Here is a 16,548-nt window from a genome sequence, read left to right on the forward strand (position 1 = left end):
CAGGGCATCCGGTCCTATGAGGAGATTCCTGCGCGAGCACAGCCTGACGCTCGTTTTCGCCGGGCTTTTCCTCGCGGCGCTGGTCGGCCAGCTGTTCACGGGCCACGCCGACTACAACGAGCGTCAGGCCGCGCTGGGGCAGCCGTTGCTGTCCCTGGGGTCCTACCTGTTCTCCGCCGACTACCTGGTCGACGTCACGGAGAACTGGCAGTCCGAGTACCTGCAGTTCTTCCTGTACGTCACCGCCACCGTCTGGCTGATCCAGAAGGGTTCGCCCGAGTCCAAGCCGGCGGGCAAGGTCGGTCACGAGAGCGACGAGGAACAGCAGGTCGGTCAGTACGCGACCGAGTCGTCGCCGACGTGGGCGCGCGCGGGAGGCTGGCGCACCGCGGTGTTCTCGAAGTCGCTGGGACTGGCGATGCTGGTGTTGTTCCTGTTCTCCTGGTCCATGCAGTGGGTCGCCGGCTGGTACGCCAACAACTCCGACCCGCTGGCCGAGAAGATGGGCCTGTTCCAGTACTTCCTGAGCGCCGACTTCTGGAACCGGTCGCTGCAGAACTGGCAGTCCGAGTTCCTCGCGATCGCGTCGATGGCGATTCTCAGCGTCTACCTGAGGCAACGCGGCTCGCCCGAGTCGAAACCGGTGGGTTCGGCTCACTCGGTGAGTGACGAGTCTGGCTAGGTCAGGCAGAATCAGCGGCATGACCACCAGAAAGGGCCATGCCGCGTAGGCGCCCCGCACAGGTCCGCGCACAGCTGCCGTTCCGGCGGCCGCAGCCGGTCCGTCAGATTCCGCGTGTTGCCGCACTCACGACCCGCTCCACAGCTGAGCTCGAACGCGCGCGCTTCCGTCCTGGCAGAACCGCTGAAGCCCTCGAGGGCTGGGCTCGGTTCGTGCGCGGCCCGTCGGCCGCCATCGCCCGCTACAGGATCGAACCGAATCCATGTCCGTGTTGCGACGATGACGATCCAGCCGTGGGACGCGCATTCCTTTGCACGGTGCTGAACACCTTGCCCGCCAAGGCGGCCCGCGAGTTGCTCGAACTCGTCCATCCGCTCGACCAGCTCTACCTCGCCCGCTCGTCGCGGACCCCGGAGCACGCCGAGCTGCGCGCTCTCCTCACCTGCCGATGAGAAAGCGCGGCGGGACGTGTTGTCCCGCCGCGCCCTTCTACAAGGCAGCGCGACCACCTTCTCGGGCCGTCGCCACCGCCTCTACGCGAGGATCTCGCCGACCGTGCCGGCACCCACGGTCTTGCCGCCCTCGCGAATCGCGAAGCCGAGCCCGGTGTCCATCGCCACCGCCTTGCCCAGCTCCACCGTGACCTCGACGGTGTCTCCCGGCATCGCCGGCGCGCCGTCCGCCAGCTCCACCACGCCGACGACGTCGCCGGTGCGGAAGTGGAACTGCGGCCGGTAGTTCGACGCGATACCGGTGTGCCGGCCGCCCTCCGCGTGGGACAGCAGGTACACCGACGCGCGGAACCTCGTGTGCGGCGCCACGCTGCCCGGCAGGGCCAGCACCTGGCCGCGCCTGACCTCGCCGCGACGGACACCGCGCAGCAGCACCGCGGCGTTGTCTCCCGCCTGGGCCTGTTGCATCGGCTTGCCGAACGTCTCGATGCCCGTGGCGACCGAGGTCACCGCGGAACCGAGACCGACCACCTCGACCGCGTCGCCGAGGCCGAGGACACCGCGCTCCACCGCGCCGGTCACGACGGTGCCGCGACCGGTGATGGTCATGACGTTCTCGATCGGCATCAGGAACGGCCCGGAGAGGTCCCGGACGGGCACCGGTACGTGCGCGTCCACGGCCTCCAGCAGCGACACCACCGAAGCGGTCCACTCCGGGTCGCCCTGCAACGCCCGCAGACCGGACACGCGGACCACCGGCGTGGCGTCGCCGTCGAAGCCGTAGCGGGAGAGCAGGTCGCGGATCTCCAGCTCCACCAGGTCGAGCAGCTCCGGGTCGCTCACCGCGTCGGCCTTGTTCAGCGCCACCACCACGTGCGGCACGCCCACACGGCGCGCCAGCACCACGTGCTCGCGCGTCTGCGGCATCGTGCCGTCCTCTGCGGACACCACGAGGATCGCGCCGTCCAGCTGCGCCGCACCCGTGATCATGTTCTTCACGTAGTCGGCGTGGCCGGGCATGTCGACGTGCGCGTAGTGACGCGTGGGCGTCTCGTACTCGACGTGCGCGATGTTGATCGTGATGCCGCGGGCCAGCTCCTCCGGCGCGCGGTCGATGCGGTCGAACGCGGTGAAGGTGGTGCCCGACGGGTCCATTTCGGACAGAACCTTGGTGATGGCGGCCGTCAGCGTGGTCTTGCCGTGGTCGACGTGACCCATGGTGCCGATGTTGAGGTGCGGCTTGGCGCGCACGAACTCCTGCTTCATTTCCCTTGTCCTCGAAGCTGCAGCTGGGATCTCAGAACCCGTGGATCGCTACCACCCTCCTCCAGCGGTCCTGAAGGAGAGGACTGGAGAAGGGTCAGATTCGGGCGCCGGCCAGCTGTGCCGAGGCAACGGCGAGCGCGCCCGCAGGAACACCTGCGCACGTGTTGAGCTCAGCCGTCAGGAACATGCCGTGATCGTGACAGACCTACGGATTCGCTGTCATCCGGTTTTCCGCGAGCCTGATCAGCGCACGGGCGGCGGGGCTGTGCGGACCGGCGGAACGCCACGCGAAACCGAGCCGGCTCCACGGCGACGGGTCGGTGATCCGCACCGCGTGCAGCTCGGAAACCATCGACAACGCCAGGATCGCCGGGCCGAGCCCGCGCTGGGCCAGCGTGATCACCATCGGTGGCGCCGAAGCCTCGAACGCGATCCGCGGCTGCCGTCCGCCGCAAGCCGCGTCCAGCGCCCCGCGCAACCCCGTCCCCGGTGGCAGGCTGATCAACCCGCGCGTCAGCAGCTCATCCAGCGACACGGATTCCCTGCCGTACCAAGGATCCGAAGCGGACACCGCGACCACGAGCGGCTCGTCGGCCAGTACCCGGACTGCCAGCCCTTCAGGCGTCGAACCGGCGTACCCGACCAGAGCGAAGTCCAGTTGACCGTCCAGAAGGGACGCGATCAGAGAATCGGAGTTGGCCTCCACCAACGTGATCTCGACGTCAGGGTGCAGCGAGTGGAACGAGGAAAGCAACTCCGGCAGGTCCATGATCCCGCACGACACGACCATCCCGACGCGCACGGCACCACGCACCAGCCCGGCCATCTCCTCGACGGTCCGCCGCGCGGACTCCACCGACCGCAACGCCGCCCGCGCCAACGGCAACACCGCCGCGCCGACGTCGGTCAGCGTGACCGTGCGCCCCGACCGGTCCAGCAGGTCGTGCCCGAGCTCCCGCTCCAGCCGCCGGATCTGCGCACTCACCCCCGGCTGCGCGACGTGCACCCGTTCGGCGGCCCGCGTGAACGAAGCCTCCTCCGCGACCGCGACGAAGTACTCCAGCTGGCGAAGCTCCATAACCAACGATTATAGAAGCAAGCACAACTAGATCTTGGACATATAACCGCAGCACAACCATGCTGAAGTCATGCAGATCTTCCACCCCGGTGACACCGGCTACGACGAGGAACGCGGCGGCTTCCAGACCGGACTCCGCCATGAACCGCAGGTCATCTTCGCTGTGGAGAGCGCGAAGGACGTCGAAGAAGCCCTGCGGTACGCGGAAACCCACGGCCTCGACCACGCCGTCCAAGCCACCGGCCACGGCCTGATCACCACGACCACCGGCGTTCTCATCTCCACCAAGCGCATGAACGCGGTCGAGGTGGATGCGGAAACCAGGACCGCGCGGGTGGAAGCGGGCGCGATCTGGCAGCAGGTGCTCGACGAGGCAGCACCGCACGGCCTCGCTCCGCTCAGCGGCGACGCGAGCGACGTCGGTGTGGTCGGCTACACCCTCGGTGGCGGCTACAGCGTGCTGGCGCGCGAGTTCGGCTTCGCGAGCGACCGCGTCCGCGCCACCGAGACGGCCGGCGACGTCGTCACCGCGCTGGAGTTCGAGCTCCTGCCGATCGACCTGGTCCACGCGGGTGAGCTGTACTTCGACGTCACCCACGCGGAAGCGGTCTTCGAGGCCTTCCACAAGTGGGAGCTGCCGGACCACGTCACGGCGTCGCTGACGACCATCGCCTTCCCCGCCGGTTTCCCCGGACCGCTCGGTGGCCGCAGCGTCGTCCGGGTGACCTGCGCGAGCACTCAGCCGTTCGACATCGACCACCTCCGCGTGGCACCGAGGCTGATCGAGGAGTTCGGCCGGAAGCCGTTCGCGGCGGCGGGCAAGCCACTGCCACCGCACACCTACCAGGGCGACAACGTCCTGCTCAGCGACCTGCCGCTGGACGCGCTGCACCGCGTCCGGGAGAAGGCGGCCAACGCGGAGGTGCCGGTCTTCCTCGGCCTCATGCCGCTCGGTGGCGCCCTCACCGCGAACGCCACCCACCTCCTCAAGCTGATCTCGCCGCAGCTCGGCGCAGAAGCGTCGCACGCTGAGGTGTTCGACGAAGTGCGATCGTTCGTCGTGGGCAGTGCGCGAAATTTCCGTTACGCCGTAGGCTGACCGATATGACCACAGTGGTTCTCGTGGAGGACCACGACATGGTCGCCGAGGCGATCGGGCTGGCGCTGGAACGTGCCGGGATCGAGGTGGTCGCCCGCGCGACCACCGTCGCGACCGCGCTCACGGACACCCGCCGGGCCAGGCCCGACATCGTCCTCCTCGACCGCAGGCTGCCCGACGGCGACGGCACCACGCTCATCCCCGAGCTCGTCAAAGGGGGTGCCAGGGTGCTGGTGCTGACCGGGGAGGCCACCGCGTCGGTCGCCGCCCGCGTCGCCGAGGCCGGTGCCGCCGGGCTGATCCTCAAGTCCGCGCGGCTGGACGAGCTGGTCGAGGCCGTCCGCAGGGTCGCGGACGGCGAGGTGGTGTTCGACCCGAAGCTGCTCGCGGGTGTGCTGGACCGGCTCACCGGCCGGGTCAGGATCGCCGGCACCACCCTCACGGCCCGCGAGCAGGAGACGTTGTTGCTGCTCGCGGACGGTGCGGGCACCGAACAGATCTCCAGCAGGCTCGGCGTCGCCCGCAACACCGCGCGCAACCACGTCCAGCGCGTGCTCGACAAGCTCGGTGCCCGGTCGAAGCTGGAGGCGGTGTCGATCGCCCGCCGCGAAGGCCTGCTGGACTGATGCAGATGCACCAGACGGCTTGGTTGGCCTGCGTCTGCCCCCGGCAGCCTGGTTGAGGCACTGTGCAGCAGTGGCCACGAGCTCGCTCACCGAAGCTGTGTTCTCGCTGCCGGAGGTCGACCGGCGCGGCGGCGTGGCACTCGCCCGCGACTTCGCCCGCCGCGCCGCGTCCGTCTGCGGTTACCTCGGCTGCCACGAGGACGTCGTGGTGGTGGTCAGCGAACTCGCGACCGACGCCGTCCGCCACGGCAGCGGCCGCCCGCTCGTGCGCATCCTCGGCGGCAGGGACCGGCTGCTGGTCGAGATCGTCGACACCGCCTGGCCGCGGCTGCGTGACTTCGGCTGGGGTCAACAGCTCGTCGCCAAGCTCAGCGAGAGCTGGGGTATGACCGTACGTGCTGGTCAGAACGTTGTCTGGTGTGAGATGACGGCCTGACCCGCATGATGAGGCCGTGCAATCGGACTCGTGGAGGGAGAGCGACCTCTTTCGGCTGCTCGTGCTGGGCGTGCGCGACTACGGGATCTTCATGCTCGACCCGGGCGGGCACATCGTGAGCTGGAACCAGGGCGCCGAGCGCATCAAGGGCTACACCGCCGAGGAGATCATCGGACGGCACTTCTCGACGTTCTACCCTCAGGAGGACGTCAGGGCGGGCAAGCCGGCGTGGGAGCTGCGGGTCGCGAAGGCCGAGGGCGCGCTCGAGGACGAGGGCTGGCGGGTGCGCAAGGACGGCACCCGGTTCTGGGCGAATGTGATCATCACGGCCCTCTACGACGACACCGGCGAGCTGCGCGGGTTCGGCAAGGTCACCAGGGACATGACCGAACGGCGGCGCGCCGAGCAGCAGCTCACCGACCGGCGCAGGCTCCTCGCCCACCTCGTCGAGGCGCAGGAGCGGGAACGGCAGCGCATCGCGTGGGACGTCCACGACGACACGATCCAGGCCATGGTCGCGGTCGACATGCGGCTGCAGCTTCTCACCCGCAAGCTGCCGGAGGAGCACCGCGAGTCCGTCGAGCAGCTCGACGACGCGATTCGTACCGCCATCAGCAGGTTGCGCAACCTGGTCTTCCGCGTCCGGCCGCCCGGCATCGAGCGGCAGGGGCTGCGCGACTCGCTCGCCGCGTACCTCGCCGACACCGCCATGGTGGGACAGGTCGACAACAACCTCGAACGCGAGCCCGGCGACGACGCGGCGATCACGATCTTCCGCATCTGCCAGGAGGCCCTCACCAACGTCCGCAAGCACGCCAAGGCCTCCTCCGTCGCCGTCCAGATGTCCACAGTGGATCGCGGGTTCCTGGTCAGGGTGGTGGACGACGGCGTCGGGCTGCCCGATCTCGACCCGAACGCGGGTCACTTCGGCCTGATCGAGATGCGGGAACGCGCGGAGGCCTCAGGTGGCTGGTGCACCGTGAGCGCGCAGGACAGCGGCGGCACCGTGGTGGAGTTCTGGCTCCCGGACGTGCGGCCGTGATCGTCAGGGTGCTGATCGCCGACGACGATCCCCTGATCAGGGACGTCCTCCGTGACGTGCTCGACGACGAGCCGGACCTGGAGGTGGTGGCGGTCGCGTCGGACGCCCGCGAGGCCGTCGAGCTGGCCGAGCGGCACTCGCCGGCGGTCGTCGTGCTGGACGTCCGGATGCCGCACGGCGGTGGTTCGCGCGCGGCGAGCGAGATCCTGCACCGCGCACCCAGGACGCGAATCCTGGCGTTCTCCGCCTACACCGACGTGGGCGCGGTGGACGAGATGCGCCGCGCGGGCGTGGCCGACTACCTGGCCAAAGGCGTGCCGAACGCCGAACTGGTCGCGGCCGTGCGCAGGCTCGGTGTGCGTTAGGTTGCACACAGCAATAGGTTGTGGTGTGGAAGCAACAGCCGTAACGTCGAAGTCTCAGCCGGGTTCAGCAGGGTGCTCGGAACGGTATCTATGCGCTTCGGCCACCGGGGAGTGCTGGTGAACGAAGATCTGTTCAGGGAATCGCCACTGCTCACGGTGCGTGCCGCCGAGGTCACCGGAGTGGTGGTCGTCACGGTGGAAGGTGAGATCGACGTCGACACGGCGGACGTCGTGCTGGACGCCTTGCGGCTCGGCTTCGAATCCGGTGGCCCAGCTGTCGTCGTGGATCTCACGGCGGTCAGCTTCTTCGGCTCGACCGGCATCTCCACGTTGATCACGGCGCACGAGCTGGCTGACGAGCACTGCAAGAACTTCCACGTCGTGGCACCGCATCGCGTGGTGAAGAGACCGTTGCAGGTGACGGGAGTCGCGGACGTCCTGTCGCTGCACGACTCTGTCGACGAGGCGTTGTCCGTGCTGAAACCGGTGCCCAGCGAGTAGGCACCGGTTTCCCGGCTTCAACCGGCGAGTTCGACGAGCTTCGGCACGACGTCGTCCGGGTGCGGCATCGCGGCGATCTCCGCGGCGATGCCGTCGACGGCGGTGCGCACGTCGGTGCTGTGCAGGAGAGTGCCGACGGCCTCGCGCACGGCGTCCGAGGTGAACTGCTCACCGACGAGCTGCGCACCCAGGCCCGCGTTCGCGACGATCTCGGCGTTGCGGAACTGGTCGGCTCCCTGTGGCAGCACCACCTGCGGCACGGCGAACGCCATCGCGGCGACCGTCGTGCCGGCGCCACCGTGGTGCACGACGAGATCTGCGTGCGCGAGCAGATCGGCCTGAGGCACCCACGGCAGCACGTGCACGTTTCCCGGCACGCCGGTCAGCGCGGACGGCTCGACCAGCGGCCCGGTCGCGACCAGCACCTCGGCGTCCACTTCGGACAGCCCGGCGATCGCGGTCCGCAGCACGTCCTCGTTCGCGAACGCGGTGCCGAAGGTGAGGTAGATCAGCGGCCTCGCGTGCTCGACCACCCAGCCGGGCAATTCTCCCGGTTCGGCGAACGGGACCGGTCGCATCGGAATCCGCTGCACGCCGGAGAGATACGTCAGATCCTGCAAAGACGGCGGAAACACGTCGAGGTAGGGCGATCCGAGTCCGTAATGCTGCCCATTCGGCAAACTGATGCCGAGTTCGGCGACGTACTCCAGGAACAGGTCGCGCATGGCCTCCGGAACCAGCGTGTCGTCCATTTTGCCGAAGCCGTGGCACACCGCCGGAATTCCAGCTTGCAGGGCAACAACGCCGGCGCCGGGGTTGATGATCTCGAAGACGACCAGGTCGGGCTTGTTCTGCTGCACGATCGGTGTCAGGTCCTCGACGAACCTGCGTGGCAGCACGGAACCGAAAGCGTCGACGGCGGTCTGTCGCAACATCTCCCGCCTGAACTCCGGTGTGCCGTGTGAACTGTTCGCCACCTTGAAGGCATCCCAGATGCTCATGCCCGCGTCGACCGGGGTGAAACCCAGATTGCGCACCGGTTCCTGGAATCCCGCGTCGACGGCGTAGACGATGTCGTGTCCCTGCTCGCGGGCGGCGATCGCGAGCGGGAGTAAGGGGTACATGTGTCCGTGCGAGCCTAAGCTCGAAAAGAGAATGCGCACCAGCCCACACTAGGTGGTCGTTCATTTCAGCGGGGTGACTTCTTCCCATTGCCGGGCGATGTCAGAGGGAGCGGGCATCGCCGCGATCTCGTCGGACACCTCGGCGGCCGCCCGTTGCAGCCTGGCGTCCTCGATCAGCCGCGTCAGCAGCTCCGGCGTGACGGCCTTCGGCCCGGCCGCGAGCCCGGCCCCGCGCTTCGTGACGAGGTTCGCGTGCACGGTCCGGTCACCGGGTCCCGGCTCGACCAGCTGCGGCACACCCGCCGCGAGAGCACCTAGCAGCGTGCCGGCCCCACCGTGGTGCACGATGCCGTCGCAGAACGGCAGCACGCGCGGAAGCGGCACCCACCCGACCGTCTTGACGTTGTCCGGCAAGCCTTCCGCACGTTCCGGCCGCACGAGCACGAACTCGGCGTCGACCTGCTCGGCCGCCCTGGCGACGGCAGCCATCATCCTGCCCGCGCCGGGACCGGGCGCGGTGCTGCGGCTGACCAGGATGCGCGGCTTCCCGGCCGGTTCGGTGAGCCATGCCGGGACCTCACCGTCACCGCTGTAGGCGACGAACCGCAGCGGCTCGCCTCCGGAGAACTCCGCGACACTCCGCGGTGACGTGCGCAGAACCGTTGCGGGAGAACGCACCCCGGCCTTCATCCGCGCGCCCACCGCGCTGGTCAGCTCAAGGCCGTCGAACAGCGACACGTCGTGCACGATCGAGGGCACGCCGAGCGCGGATCCTGCGGCGGCCAGCGGCTCGTGCACCACGACGTCCGGCTTCCACCGCCGGGCGAGCGCCTGCAACGGCTCGGTCATGGCGTCCCCGACCGTGCCGAACATCCGCGAGACGAAGTCCAGCCTGCCGCTGCCCCGCATCTCCCGCTTGGCCACCAACGGATGCGTGAACATGATGCGCAACGCGATCGGTCCGAAGCGGACGTTCGCCGGGACGACGTCCTCGACGTGCAGGCCGGAGTCGCGGACCCGGAGCGCCTCGCCGCCGGTCGCGACCACGACGTCGTGCCCGGCGTCGCGCAGGGCGAGCGCGAGCGGCATCAACGGAAAGACGTGACCGAGCAACGGTGCGGCAACCACGAGAACACGCATACACCCAGGTTAACCGCATGCGCGTGGGTGCTCCGGCTGCCAGACTCCTCGCCGTGCCGCGCCGCTGGAACGAGATCGACTGGGATGAGGGCCGTCCTGGCCAGAAGAAGCTCGTCGCCTCGCAGAAGACCATCGCCTGGGAGCGGGTACCCCTGAGCGACCCGGCGCTGGACCGGTACCTCGAGCAGGTCGCCGCAACTCACGTCCACGGCGGATACCTGATCAGCCGCTGGCGTGCGGTCGAGTACTCGGACACGACGGCCTGGTTCATGTCCAGGAACCGGCTGGACGAGTACGACCTTCTCCGCGTCTTCTTCAGCAGCAAGGTGGTCAGGAAGGGACTCGCCGAGCTGCAGGTTCCACGCAAGCTCAAGCGAGGCCTCTTCGAGGAGCAGTGGGCGGGTTCGCTGTGCCTGGACGGATCCCTGGCCGGTGTGATCGTCGACGGCGGCGCGTACGAGGCGTACAAGGGTCCGGCCCGCGAGGCGAAGGCGCTGGCCGCGGCCGCCGTCGAGGCGCTGACCCAGAACCGGTTCGCGGACTTCCGGGTGGACGTCAGCGAGGTGGCGTGGACTCCGTGGTTCCACGACATCGCCTGGGACCACACCTTCGTCCTCACGGACTTCGCGAACGCCGAGCTCACGGTCCTCTGCATCACCGACACCGACTAGGGCTCGACCAGCCGCCGCACCGCCTCCTCCACGCTTCGCCGCCGCACCACGTGATCCGAACTGTCCGCCGGAGCGTTCGACCACATCGAGGCGATGGCCAGCACCATCACCAACATCTGCTCGGCGGAGAACCGCGTCGACACCAGTCCCGCTGACTGCGCCTCCCGGATCGCCTCGATCTCACCGGTTCGGTCGACCCGTCCCGGCCGCTCCAGCCGGTGCCAGGTCGCGAGCCGGGCGAGCTCGGGGTGCTCGTGTTGCCGGTCGTACAACCGGGCCGCGTAGCCCGGCAGGTCGGAGGCGTCGAACTCCACGAAGGCCGCGTCCACCACCTCGGCCTGCACGGCGTCGAACAGCTCTTCCTTGCCGCCGTAGTAGGTGTAGGCGAGACCCGCGGAACATCCGGCGATGCGGGCGATGCGTTCCATTCGCGCGCCGGCGATCCCGTAGGCCGCGAACTCCACGAACGCGGCGTCCAGCAACCGGCGGCGGGTCTGCTCCCGATCGCGGTTGGCCATGGTGATCAGGCTATGGCGAAGGGCCGCACCCTTGAAGAGTGCGGCCCCTTGACGGAGGTTCTACTTGGCCATGTCGAACCAGTTGAAGCCCTCGACCATCTGACGGGTGGTGTCGCTCAGGTAGCGCGGGCCGGTGAGCTCCCAGCGGTCCACCCACGTGTAGGTGCCCGGCTCCAGCGACTCGTCCTCGGTGGTGTTCTCGTCGTCCACGGCGGGCGAGTACTGCAGGAAGTGGCGCTTGGTCAGGGTGACGTCGAGCGCCTCGTACGCGGACTGGGTGTTCAGGTAGTCGCCCTGGTTGTGGTCGCCGGCGCGACCGGGGTCGGCGAGCTTCAGCTTGATGGTGTTGCCGCCGAACGAACCGGTGGCGGACACGACCGTGACGATGTGGCCACCGGTGCGCTGCAACGTGTCGTTCAGCGGGCCGTTCTTGTAGCGGCCGTACACGAGCTGCAGCGGGCCCTCGTTCAGCTTGCGGGCGACGTCGCCGGCGAAGTCCGGGTTGTCGATCGTGCTGACGCGGCCCCGGGAGGTCTGCCAGCCGGCGTCACGCGCGGGCTGGGTGGCCTTGTCCCACGCGGTGCGCAGGTTGGTCAGGCTGGTGCCGCCGTCGTAGCTGGCGTCCGTGCCGATCCGCGAGATCGAGCCGGTGACCATGTTGTAGTCGACCTGCTTCATCGGGTCGAGGTATCCGACCTTCACCGGTCCCCAGCCGATCGGAGCGCCCTTCACGTGCGCCCAGTAGTGCAGGACGTTGTACAACGACGCCGGCCCGCAGTAGGCGTTGCCGTTGCTCTCCAGGCCGGTGCGGAACTGGTCCACGTCGCTCACGCCGCACTTGCGGACGTTGAAGTCCGGTCCGACGAGGTCGGAGGCGGTCACGCACGGCGCCGGGGTGCCGATGACGGTGTCGGCGGTGGCCATCGGAGCGAAGGCGGTGGCGATGGTGGCGGTCGCGGCGGCGGCGATCAGAGCGTTGCGGATCATCTCGGTGTCCCCTTCGAGATCTTGTGCTTCCCTGTGGTGACACAAGATTCGCCGAGGCGAACCCCCAAAGGCATGAGGGGAGATCCCTCAACCTCCTGGCGCGGAACATGGGTGTATCAGGGGCACCCCCACGTCGCTCCGCATCAGGCGAGGACGCGGGCGAGATCCCTGCGACCTGCGATTCCGAGCTTCGTGTAGATCCGGCCGAGGTGGTTCTCGACGGTTTTCGGCGTCACGAACAGCTCCTGCGCGATCTCCCTGTTCGCCCGGCCCGTCGCGGCCAGGTCGGCCACCCGTCGTTCGGACGCCGTGAGCGACTCCGCCCCCACCACGACCTGCCTGCGCGGCCGGTCGCCGAGCGCCTCCAACGCCTCGACGGCCCGCGTCCTCAGCACGGCGGAGCCGCACGCCGAAGCGAGGTCGATCGCCCGGTGCAGCTGTTCCCGCGCGTCCGACCGCCGTCGTGCCACCCGCAGCGCCTCGCCCAGGTCCACCAGCGACCGGGCGAGCTCCAGCCGTGACGGCGAACCTTCGAGCACCGACACGGACTCGGTCAGCAGCTCCAGCCGCGAGTCGCCGCAGGTGTGCGCGAGCAGCCGCATAGCCGCGCCGACCTCGGTCGCCGCACCCCACTTCCGCGCGATGCGCAGCTGTTCGGAGGCCAGCTCGGCAGCGGGCTCGCCGAGCTGCAGCAACGCCCGCACGGCCACCCCGCGCCACGGGATCGTGGGCGGGTCCACCTGCACGGCCGCCATCGCGTCCCGCTGCCGGTGCGCCTCGTCCAGGGCACGGGCCGCGTCCCCGCGAGCCAGCGCGATCAGGCCCCGCACCTCGTGCAGCCAGATCGTCGGCATCATCGGGGGAGCGTCGGCGAGGTCGAACGCGTCGATCACGGCCTGAGCCGCGTCGACGTCACCGCGTTCCAGCGCCGCGTAGGCAGCGAAGTGCGTCGAGGTGGCCCTGAGCCCGACCACCTGGGACACCGGGTCTTCCTGGGCGATGGCCGCCAGCGCGCCCTCCGCCTCGGCCTCGACCGCCTGCATGTTGCCGCAGCGCCAGTTCAGGAACTGCGACGCGTTGGTGACCATCGCGAACTCGACCGGTGAGCCGTGCGCGCGGACTTTCAGCCGTGCCCGCTCGATCTCGCGCCGTGCGACGTCCACGCTGTCCGCGGCCATCAGCGCGAGCAACGCCACCAGCCACGCCACCATCGCGTCGGTGCTGCCGGTCGCGTCGTCGAAGTACGCGCCGTTGGCCAGCGCGCGCGTCGCGGTCGCCGCCACCTCGTCGTGCGGCCACACCTCGTAGCGGCCCATCTGCGCGAGGAGACCGAGCAGCGTGCGTTCGTCCGGCGTGCTGCCCGCGAGGTCGGAATAGCCGCTGAGGTGTGCCGACGCGACCTGCCGCTGATCCGGCAGGAACGAGCGGAACACCGCGAGCCGCGCCTCCAGGTGCAGGCGGGACTCACCGTCCGGCCGTGCCGCGATGGCCTCGGTCAGCTCTTCGATCGCGGCGGCGGGTCCCTCGATCGCGGCCGTGGCGGACGCCGCCGCGGCCACGAGCTCGGCGTCGGGCAGACCGGCTGCCGCGGCCTTCAGATGGCGGTGCGCGGTCACGGCGTCGCCGGTCCGCAGCAACGCCCGGCCCAGCTCGGCCCTCAGCGCGGCGTCGTTCGGACGCTCGTCCACGGCCCGTGCCAGGTGCGCGGCGGCGGTCTGCGGGTCGCCGGCCGACAGCAACGTGGACGCGGCCCTGCGCAGCACGTCGGCGGCGTCCGGCAAAGTCCCTTTGGGAGCGTGGACGAGGTGCGCCGCCACCCGGTCGGCCGGCGCGTGGCTCTCCCACAACGCCTTCGCAGCGCGCGCGTGCAGCGAGGCGCGCGCGATCGGCCCGAGACCGGTCAGCACCGCCTCACGCACGACGGGATGCACGAACTCCAGGTACTCCCCGGTGACGATCACGTTCGCCGTCACCAGCGCCTCGACCGCGGCGGGCAGATCGGCGACGCCGGCCAGTGCCGCCGCCTGCCACGGATCGGCGTGCGACCCGAGAACGGCGATCGCGTTCGCGAGCGCCACGGCGTCCGCGGGCAACCGGCCGAGCGTCGCTCGGAAGACGGTGCTGGGCCCGAGCCCGCCGATCTTCGAGGCCGTGTCCGCGTCGTCGAGCGGCAGCCCGATGGCCGCCAGCTCGTCGACCAGCACCCCGGACAGGAACGGGTTCCCGCCGCTGGCCTGGTGCAGCGCCTTGATCACCTCGGGGTGGCCGCCCACCAGCGTGCCGAGGGCCTCCGTGGTGAGCGGGCGGGGGAGCAGCCGGTCCGCCGACACGCTGAGCGCGGCGAGCGGCCCGAAGTTGTCCGCCGGTGGACGGGTCGCGACGACCAGCGCGATCGGCAGATCGGCGATCCGGCGCGACAGGTAGACGAGGAACTGCAGCGACGACAGGTCCGCCCAGTGCGCGTCGTCCACCGTGATCAGCAGCGGGCGGGTGGAGGAGAGATCCACCGCGACCCACCACAGCGAGTGCAGCGTGCGAGCGAGCTCGGCCTCGCTCGGGTCGTGCGCGGCGTCGTCGAGTGCCTTGAGCGCTGCCCCGGACGGCCCTGCCAGGATCTTCTCGCGGATCTCGCCGGAGTACCGCGAGACCGACCGCTCGACCATCTGCCGGACGACGCCCCACGCCATGGCGCTCTCCAGGGCGTCGCCGACAGCTTGGAGTCTCCCGAAGCCGCGCTGCTTGGCCAGCTCGCGGCACTCGTGCACGAGCCTGGTCTTGCCGATGCCCGCACGGCCCTCGATGATGACGACACGACCCTCACCACGGGTGGCTGCGTCGAGAGCTTCACGAATGTGCGCGATCTCGTCGTCTCGTTCAAGTGGTTCGCGCACGAATTGATCGTAGCGGCCATCTGGCGGGCTACATGCTGGTCATCGACACCGCATCCGGGCGACTTGATGCTCCATTGGTGTGAACGTCAGCTGACGCATCCGGGCTGGGACGGTTCCCCGCCGGCGAACTGCTTCTCGACGAACTGCTTCGCCTGAGCCGGATCGACCACGAAGCCGGTGCCGGTCGAGGTGCTGACGGAGTCACCGACCGGCAGGGTCGCCGCCCGGATCTTGACCGGTCCCTGGAACCGCTGCGCGAACTCCAGCACGTCCCAGCCCTGGTCCACGCGGATCGTCCTGCCGATCTCGCGGGCGAGCGGGAGCGCGTTCTCCTTGGTGATCTTCGCGGCCAGTGCGGTGAGGAACGCCTGGTGCCGCTTGATCCGGTCCAGGTCGCCCATCGGCAAACCGTGCCGCTGACGCAGGAAGGCGAGCGCCTGGTCGCCCTTGACCGTCGACTTGCCCGCCGGCAGATCGGCGCCGCTGAACTTGTCCTTCGCCGCCGCGGTCAGGCAGATCTCGACACCGCCGACGGCATCGGCGATCTTGCCGAACTCGGACATCCTGACCACGGCGTAGTGGTCGACCTTCGTCCCGGTCATCCTCTCGACGGCGTCCGTGAGGCTCTTCGGGTCGTCCAGGAACAGGCCGTTGATCTTCTTGCCACCTGCCCCGCCCGTCCAGGCGTCGCGCGGCAACGACACGACGTTGACCGACCCGTCGGTCTCGAAGCGGGCGTACACCATCGTGTCGGTGTGCTCGTGGTCGTCGAGGCCCAGGAGCAGCACGTTCTGCGCGGTGACGGTCGCTGGTGGGTTCGTCGCCGGCGCTGCGTCGGTCTTCTTGACCGCTGTCGGGATGATGAGGGCCGCGGCTGCAGCCGTCGCGGTCAGCGTCGCCACTCCGACGATCAGGCCGAACGGCTTGCGGCGCTTCTTGCGCTTGTGCAGTTCGGCCAGCACGGTCCGGGAGTCGACGCGCTCCTCGGCTTCCGCGGCGATGGCCGAGCGGATCAGGTCGTTCATGAGTGCACCCCCGAGGTGGCGGACCGGGCGAGTTCGTGGGAACGCAACGTCTGCAGTGCGCGAGAGAGCTGGCTGCGCACGGTCGATTCCGCGCAGCCGAGCACCTGCGCGATCTCCGCGTCTGAACAGTCCTCGTAGAACCGCAGCACCAACGCCGCACGTTGCTTACGAGGCAACACGGCGATCCGTGCGCGCATGGCCTCCCGTTCGGCGTGCGCGTCGGCTGGATCAGCCGTCGACGGCGCGTGCCGAGCGAGCTCACTGCGTTCCACCGCGATTTCTCGCGCCGCCCTGCGGTGCCGCCACGACAGGTAGTCGTTGGTCACCATGCGCTTCACGTAGAGATAAGGAGCGTCCATCGCTCCGATGCGATCCCACTTGCTCTGCGCACGCATGAGCACGTTCTGCACGATGTCCTGCGCCAGGTGTTTGTCGCAGGCGATCGCGGTGGCGTACCTCAACAGCCGATCGAGCCGCTCAGCGACGAACTGGTCGAACCCCACGCCGCCCCCTTCGTGTCCATGGTCTGTTACGGCTCGGGAAACCCCCTTGCTGCCGTGATCCGCTGCATCGGGTTCTGTGGTCCGGCTCACAGATGTCTCGGTTTGGACGGATTTCGGTGTGAAGTCTTTTCACGTTCACGCC

Annotated in this window: 18 protein-coding genes; 9 read left to right on the forward strand and 9 right to left on the reverse strand. The window is 69.3% G+C overall.

The genetic code is table 11. The annotated features are described in order from the left end of the window. Positions 1-16: 16 nt before the first annotated feature. On the forward strand, positions 17-682 hold the full coding sequence (locus C8D87_RS15355) for a DUF6766 family protein (protein WP_112227151.1): 666 nt from the start codon (positions 17-19) through the stop codon (positions 680-682). 317 nt (positions 683-999) lie between these two features. Further along, the gene (locus C8D87_RS48565; RefSeq protein WP_267899863.1) at positions 1,000-1,134 is read left to right on the forward strand and encodes a hypothetical protein; all 135 of its coding nucleotides are present in this window, start codon (positions 1,000-1,002) and stop codon (positions 1,132-1,134) included. 81 nt (positions 1,135-1,215) lie between these two features. Here the strand turns inward: C8D87_RS48565 and tuf are convergent, their stop codons facing one another. Continuing rightward, on the reverse strand, positions 1,216-2,400 hold the full coding sequence (gene tuf, locus C8D87_RS15360; protein ID WP_112227152.1) for an elongation factor Tu: 1,185 nt from the start codon (positions 2,398-2,400) through the stop codon (positions 1,216-1,218). A gap of 205 nt (positions 2,401-2,605) precedes the next feature. Further along, entirely contained in the window at positions 2,606-3,478 is an 873-nt protein-coding gene (locus C8D87_RS15365; protein WP_112227153.1) for a LysR family transcriptional regulator, read from the reverse strand. 70 nt (positions 3,479-3,548) lie between these two features. Between C8D87_RS15365 and C8D87_RS15370 the strand changes: the two genes are divergently transcribed. The 6 genes from C8D87_RS15370 to C8D87_RS15395 all read left to right on the forward strand — a co-directional run bounded on the left by C8D87_RS15370 (position 3,549) and on the right by C8D87_RS15395 (position 7,547). Then, positions 3,549-4,577 carry an FAD-binding oxidoreductase gene (locus C8D87_RS15370; RefSeq protein ID WP_112227154.1) on the forward strand — a complete coding sequence of 343 codons (1,029 nt, stop codon included), beginning with the start codon at positions 3,549-3,551 and terminating at the stop codon, positions 4,575-4,577. A 5-nt stretch (positions 4,578-4,582) separates the two neighbouring features. Next, a complete protein-coding gene (locus C8D87_RS15375) occupies positions 4,583-5,203 on the forward strand; it encodes a response regulator transcription factor (RefSeq protein ID WP_109641960.1) in 621 nt (206 codons plus the stop codon). A gap of 70 nt (positions 5,204-5,273) precedes the next feature. Further along, positions 5,274-5,639, forward strand: coding sequence for an ATP-binding protein (locus C8D87_RS15380; RefSeq protein ID WP_112227155.1), 366 nt, complete (start codon positions 5,274-5,276; stop codon positions 5,637-5,639). A 16-nt stretch (positions 5,640-5,655) separates the two neighbouring features. Beyond that, positions 5,656-6,681 (forward strand): PAS domain-containing sensor histidine kinase, encoded by a 1,026-nt coding sequence (locus tag C8D87_RS15385; RefSeq protein WP_233442113.1) that lies wholly within the window; start codon positions 5,656-5,658, stop codon positions 6,679-6,681. Further along, entirely contained in the window at positions 6,678-7,046 is a 369-nt protein-coding gene (locus tag C8D87_RS15390) for a response regulator (RefSeq protein WP_325049674.1), read from the forward strand. Before C8D87_RS15385 ends, C8D87_RS15390 begins: the two co-directional genes overlap by 4 nt. Before the next feature lie 117 nt (positions 7,047-7,163). Continuing rightward, positions 7,164-7,547: an STAS domain-containing protein gene (locus tag C8D87_RS15395; RefSeq protein WP_170166435.1), complete on the forward strand. Its 384-nt coding sequence runs from the start codon at positions 7,164-7,166 to the stop codon at positions 7,545-7,547. A 17-nt stretch (positions 7,548-7,564) separates the two neighbouring features. Here the strand turns inward: C8D87_RS15395 and C8D87_RS15400 are convergent, their stop codons facing one another. Together C8D87_RS15400 and C8D87_RS15405 are read right to left on the reverse strand one after the other, a co-directional pair. Beyond that, entirely contained in the window at positions 7,565-8,710 is a 1,146-nt protein-coding gene (locus C8D87_RS15400) for a glycosyltransferase (RefSeq protein ID WP_112227157.1), read from the reverse strand. Between the two features lie 21 nt (positions 8,711-8,731). Beyond that, positions 8,732-9,811 (reverse strand): nucleotide disphospho-sugar-binding domain-containing protein, encoded by a 1,080-nt coding sequence (locus C8D87_RS15405; protein ID WP_112227158.1) that lies wholly within the window; start codon positions 9,809-9,811, stop codon positions 8,732-8,734. A 17-nt stretch (positions 9,812-9,828) separates the two neighbouring features. Between C8D87_RS15405 and C8D87_RS15410 the strand changes: the two genes are divergently transcribed. Then, positions 9,829-10,482 carry a hypothetical protein gene (locus C8D87_RS15410; protein WP_112227159.1) on the forward strand — a complete coding sequence of 218 codons (654 nt, stop codon included), beginning with the start codon at positions 9,829-9,831 and terminating at the stop codon, positions 10,480-10,482. Here C8D87_RS15410 and C8D87_RS15415 read toward each other — a convergent pair. The 5 genes from C8D87_RS15415 to C8D87_RS15435 all read right to left on the reverse strand — a co-directional run bounded on the left by C8D87_RS15415 (position 10,479) and on the right by C8D87_RS15435 (position 16,406). Continuing rightward, a complete protein-coding gene (locus C8D87_RS15415; protein ID WP_112227160.1) occupies positions 10,479-11,000 on the reverse strand; it encodes a TetR/AcrR family transcriptional regulator in 522 nt (173 codons plus the stop codon). The two genes, C8D87_RS15410 and C8D87_RS15415, sit on opposite strands and share 4 nt — an antisense overlap. A 60-nt stretch (positions 11,001-11,060) precedes the next feature. Next, positions 11,061-11,987, reverse strand: coding sequence for a hypothetical protein (locus C8D87_RS15420; RefSeq protein WP_109641975.1), 927 nt, complete (start codon positions 11,985-11,987; stop codon positions 11,061-11,063). A gap of 143 nt (positions 11,988-12,130) precedes the next feature. Further along, the gene (locus C8D87_RS15425; protein WP_112227161.1) at positions 12,131-14,878 is read right to left on the reverse strand and encodes an ATP-binding protein; all 2,748 of its coding nucleotides are present in this window, start codon (positions 14,876-14,878) and stop codon (positions 12,131-12,133) included. 86 nt (positions 14,879-14,964) lie between these two features. After that, the gene (locus C8D87_RS15430) at positions 14,965-15,903 is read right to left on the reverse strand and encodes an LCP family protein (RefSeq protein ID WP_112227162.1); all 939 of its coding nucleotides are present in this window, start codon (positions 15,901-15,903) and stop codon (positions 14,965-14,967) included. After that, a complete protein-coding gene (locus tag C8D87_RS15435; RefSeq protein ID WP_112227163.1) occupies positions 15,900-16,406 on the reverse strand; it encodes a SigE family RNA polymerase sigma factor in 507 nt (168 codons plus the stop codon). The genes C8D87_RS15430 and C8D87_RS15435 overlap by 4 nt, the downstream gene beginning before the upstream one ends. Positions 16,407-16,548 lie beyond the last annotated feature (142 nt).

The organism is Lentzea atacamensis, from assembly GCF_003269295.1.
In the GTDB taxonomy this organism is placed as follows: Bacteria; Actinomycetota; Actinomycetes; order Mycobacteriales; family Pseudonocardiaceae; genus Lentzea; species Lentzea atacamensis.

Excerpts from the sequence above, each read along its gene's own strand:
- C8D87_RS15355 (WP_112227151.1), top strand. The coding sequence starts at position 17 with ATGAGGAGATTCCTGCGCGAGCACAGCCTGACGCTCGTTTTCGCCGGG.
- tuf (WP_112227152.1), bottom strand. The coding sequence starts at position 2,400 with ATGAAGCAGGAGTTCGTGCGCGCCAAGCCGCACCTCAACATCGGCACC.
- C8D87_RS15365 (WP_112227153.1), bottom strand. The coding sequence starts at position 3,478 with ATGGAGCTTCGCCAGCTGGAGTACTTCGTCGCGGTCGCGGAGGAGGCT.
- C8D87_RS15370 (WP_112227154.1), top strand. The coding sequence starts at position 3,549 with ATGCAGATCTTCCACCCCGGTGACACCGGCTACGACGAGGAACGCGGC.
- C8D87_RS15375 (WP_109641960.1), top strand. The coding sequence starts at position 4,583 with ATGACCACAGTGGTTCTCGTGGAGGACCACGACATGGTCGCCGAGGCG.
- C8D87_RS15405 (WP_112227158.1), bottom strand. The coding sequence starts at position 9,811 with ATGCGTGTTCTCGTGGTTGCCGCACCGTTGCTCGGTCACGTCTTTCCG.
- C8D87_RS15410 (WP_112227159.1), top strand. The coding sequence starts at position 9,829 with ATGCGCGTGGGTGCTCCGGCTGCCAGACTCCTCGCCGTGCCGCGCCGC.
- C8D87_RS15415 (WP_112227160.1), bottom strand. The coding sequence starts at position 11,000 with ATGGCCAACCGCGATCGGGAGCAGACCCGCCGCCGGTTGCTGGACGCC.
- C8D87_RS15420 (WP_109641975.1), bottom strand. The coding sequence starts at position 11,987 with ATGATCCGCAACGCTCTGATCGCCGCCGCCGCGACCGCCACCATCGCC.
- C8D87_RS15430 (WP_112227162.1), bottom strand. The coding sequence starts at position 15,903 with ATGAACGACCTGATCCGCTCGGCCATCGCCGCGGAAGCCGAGGAGCGC.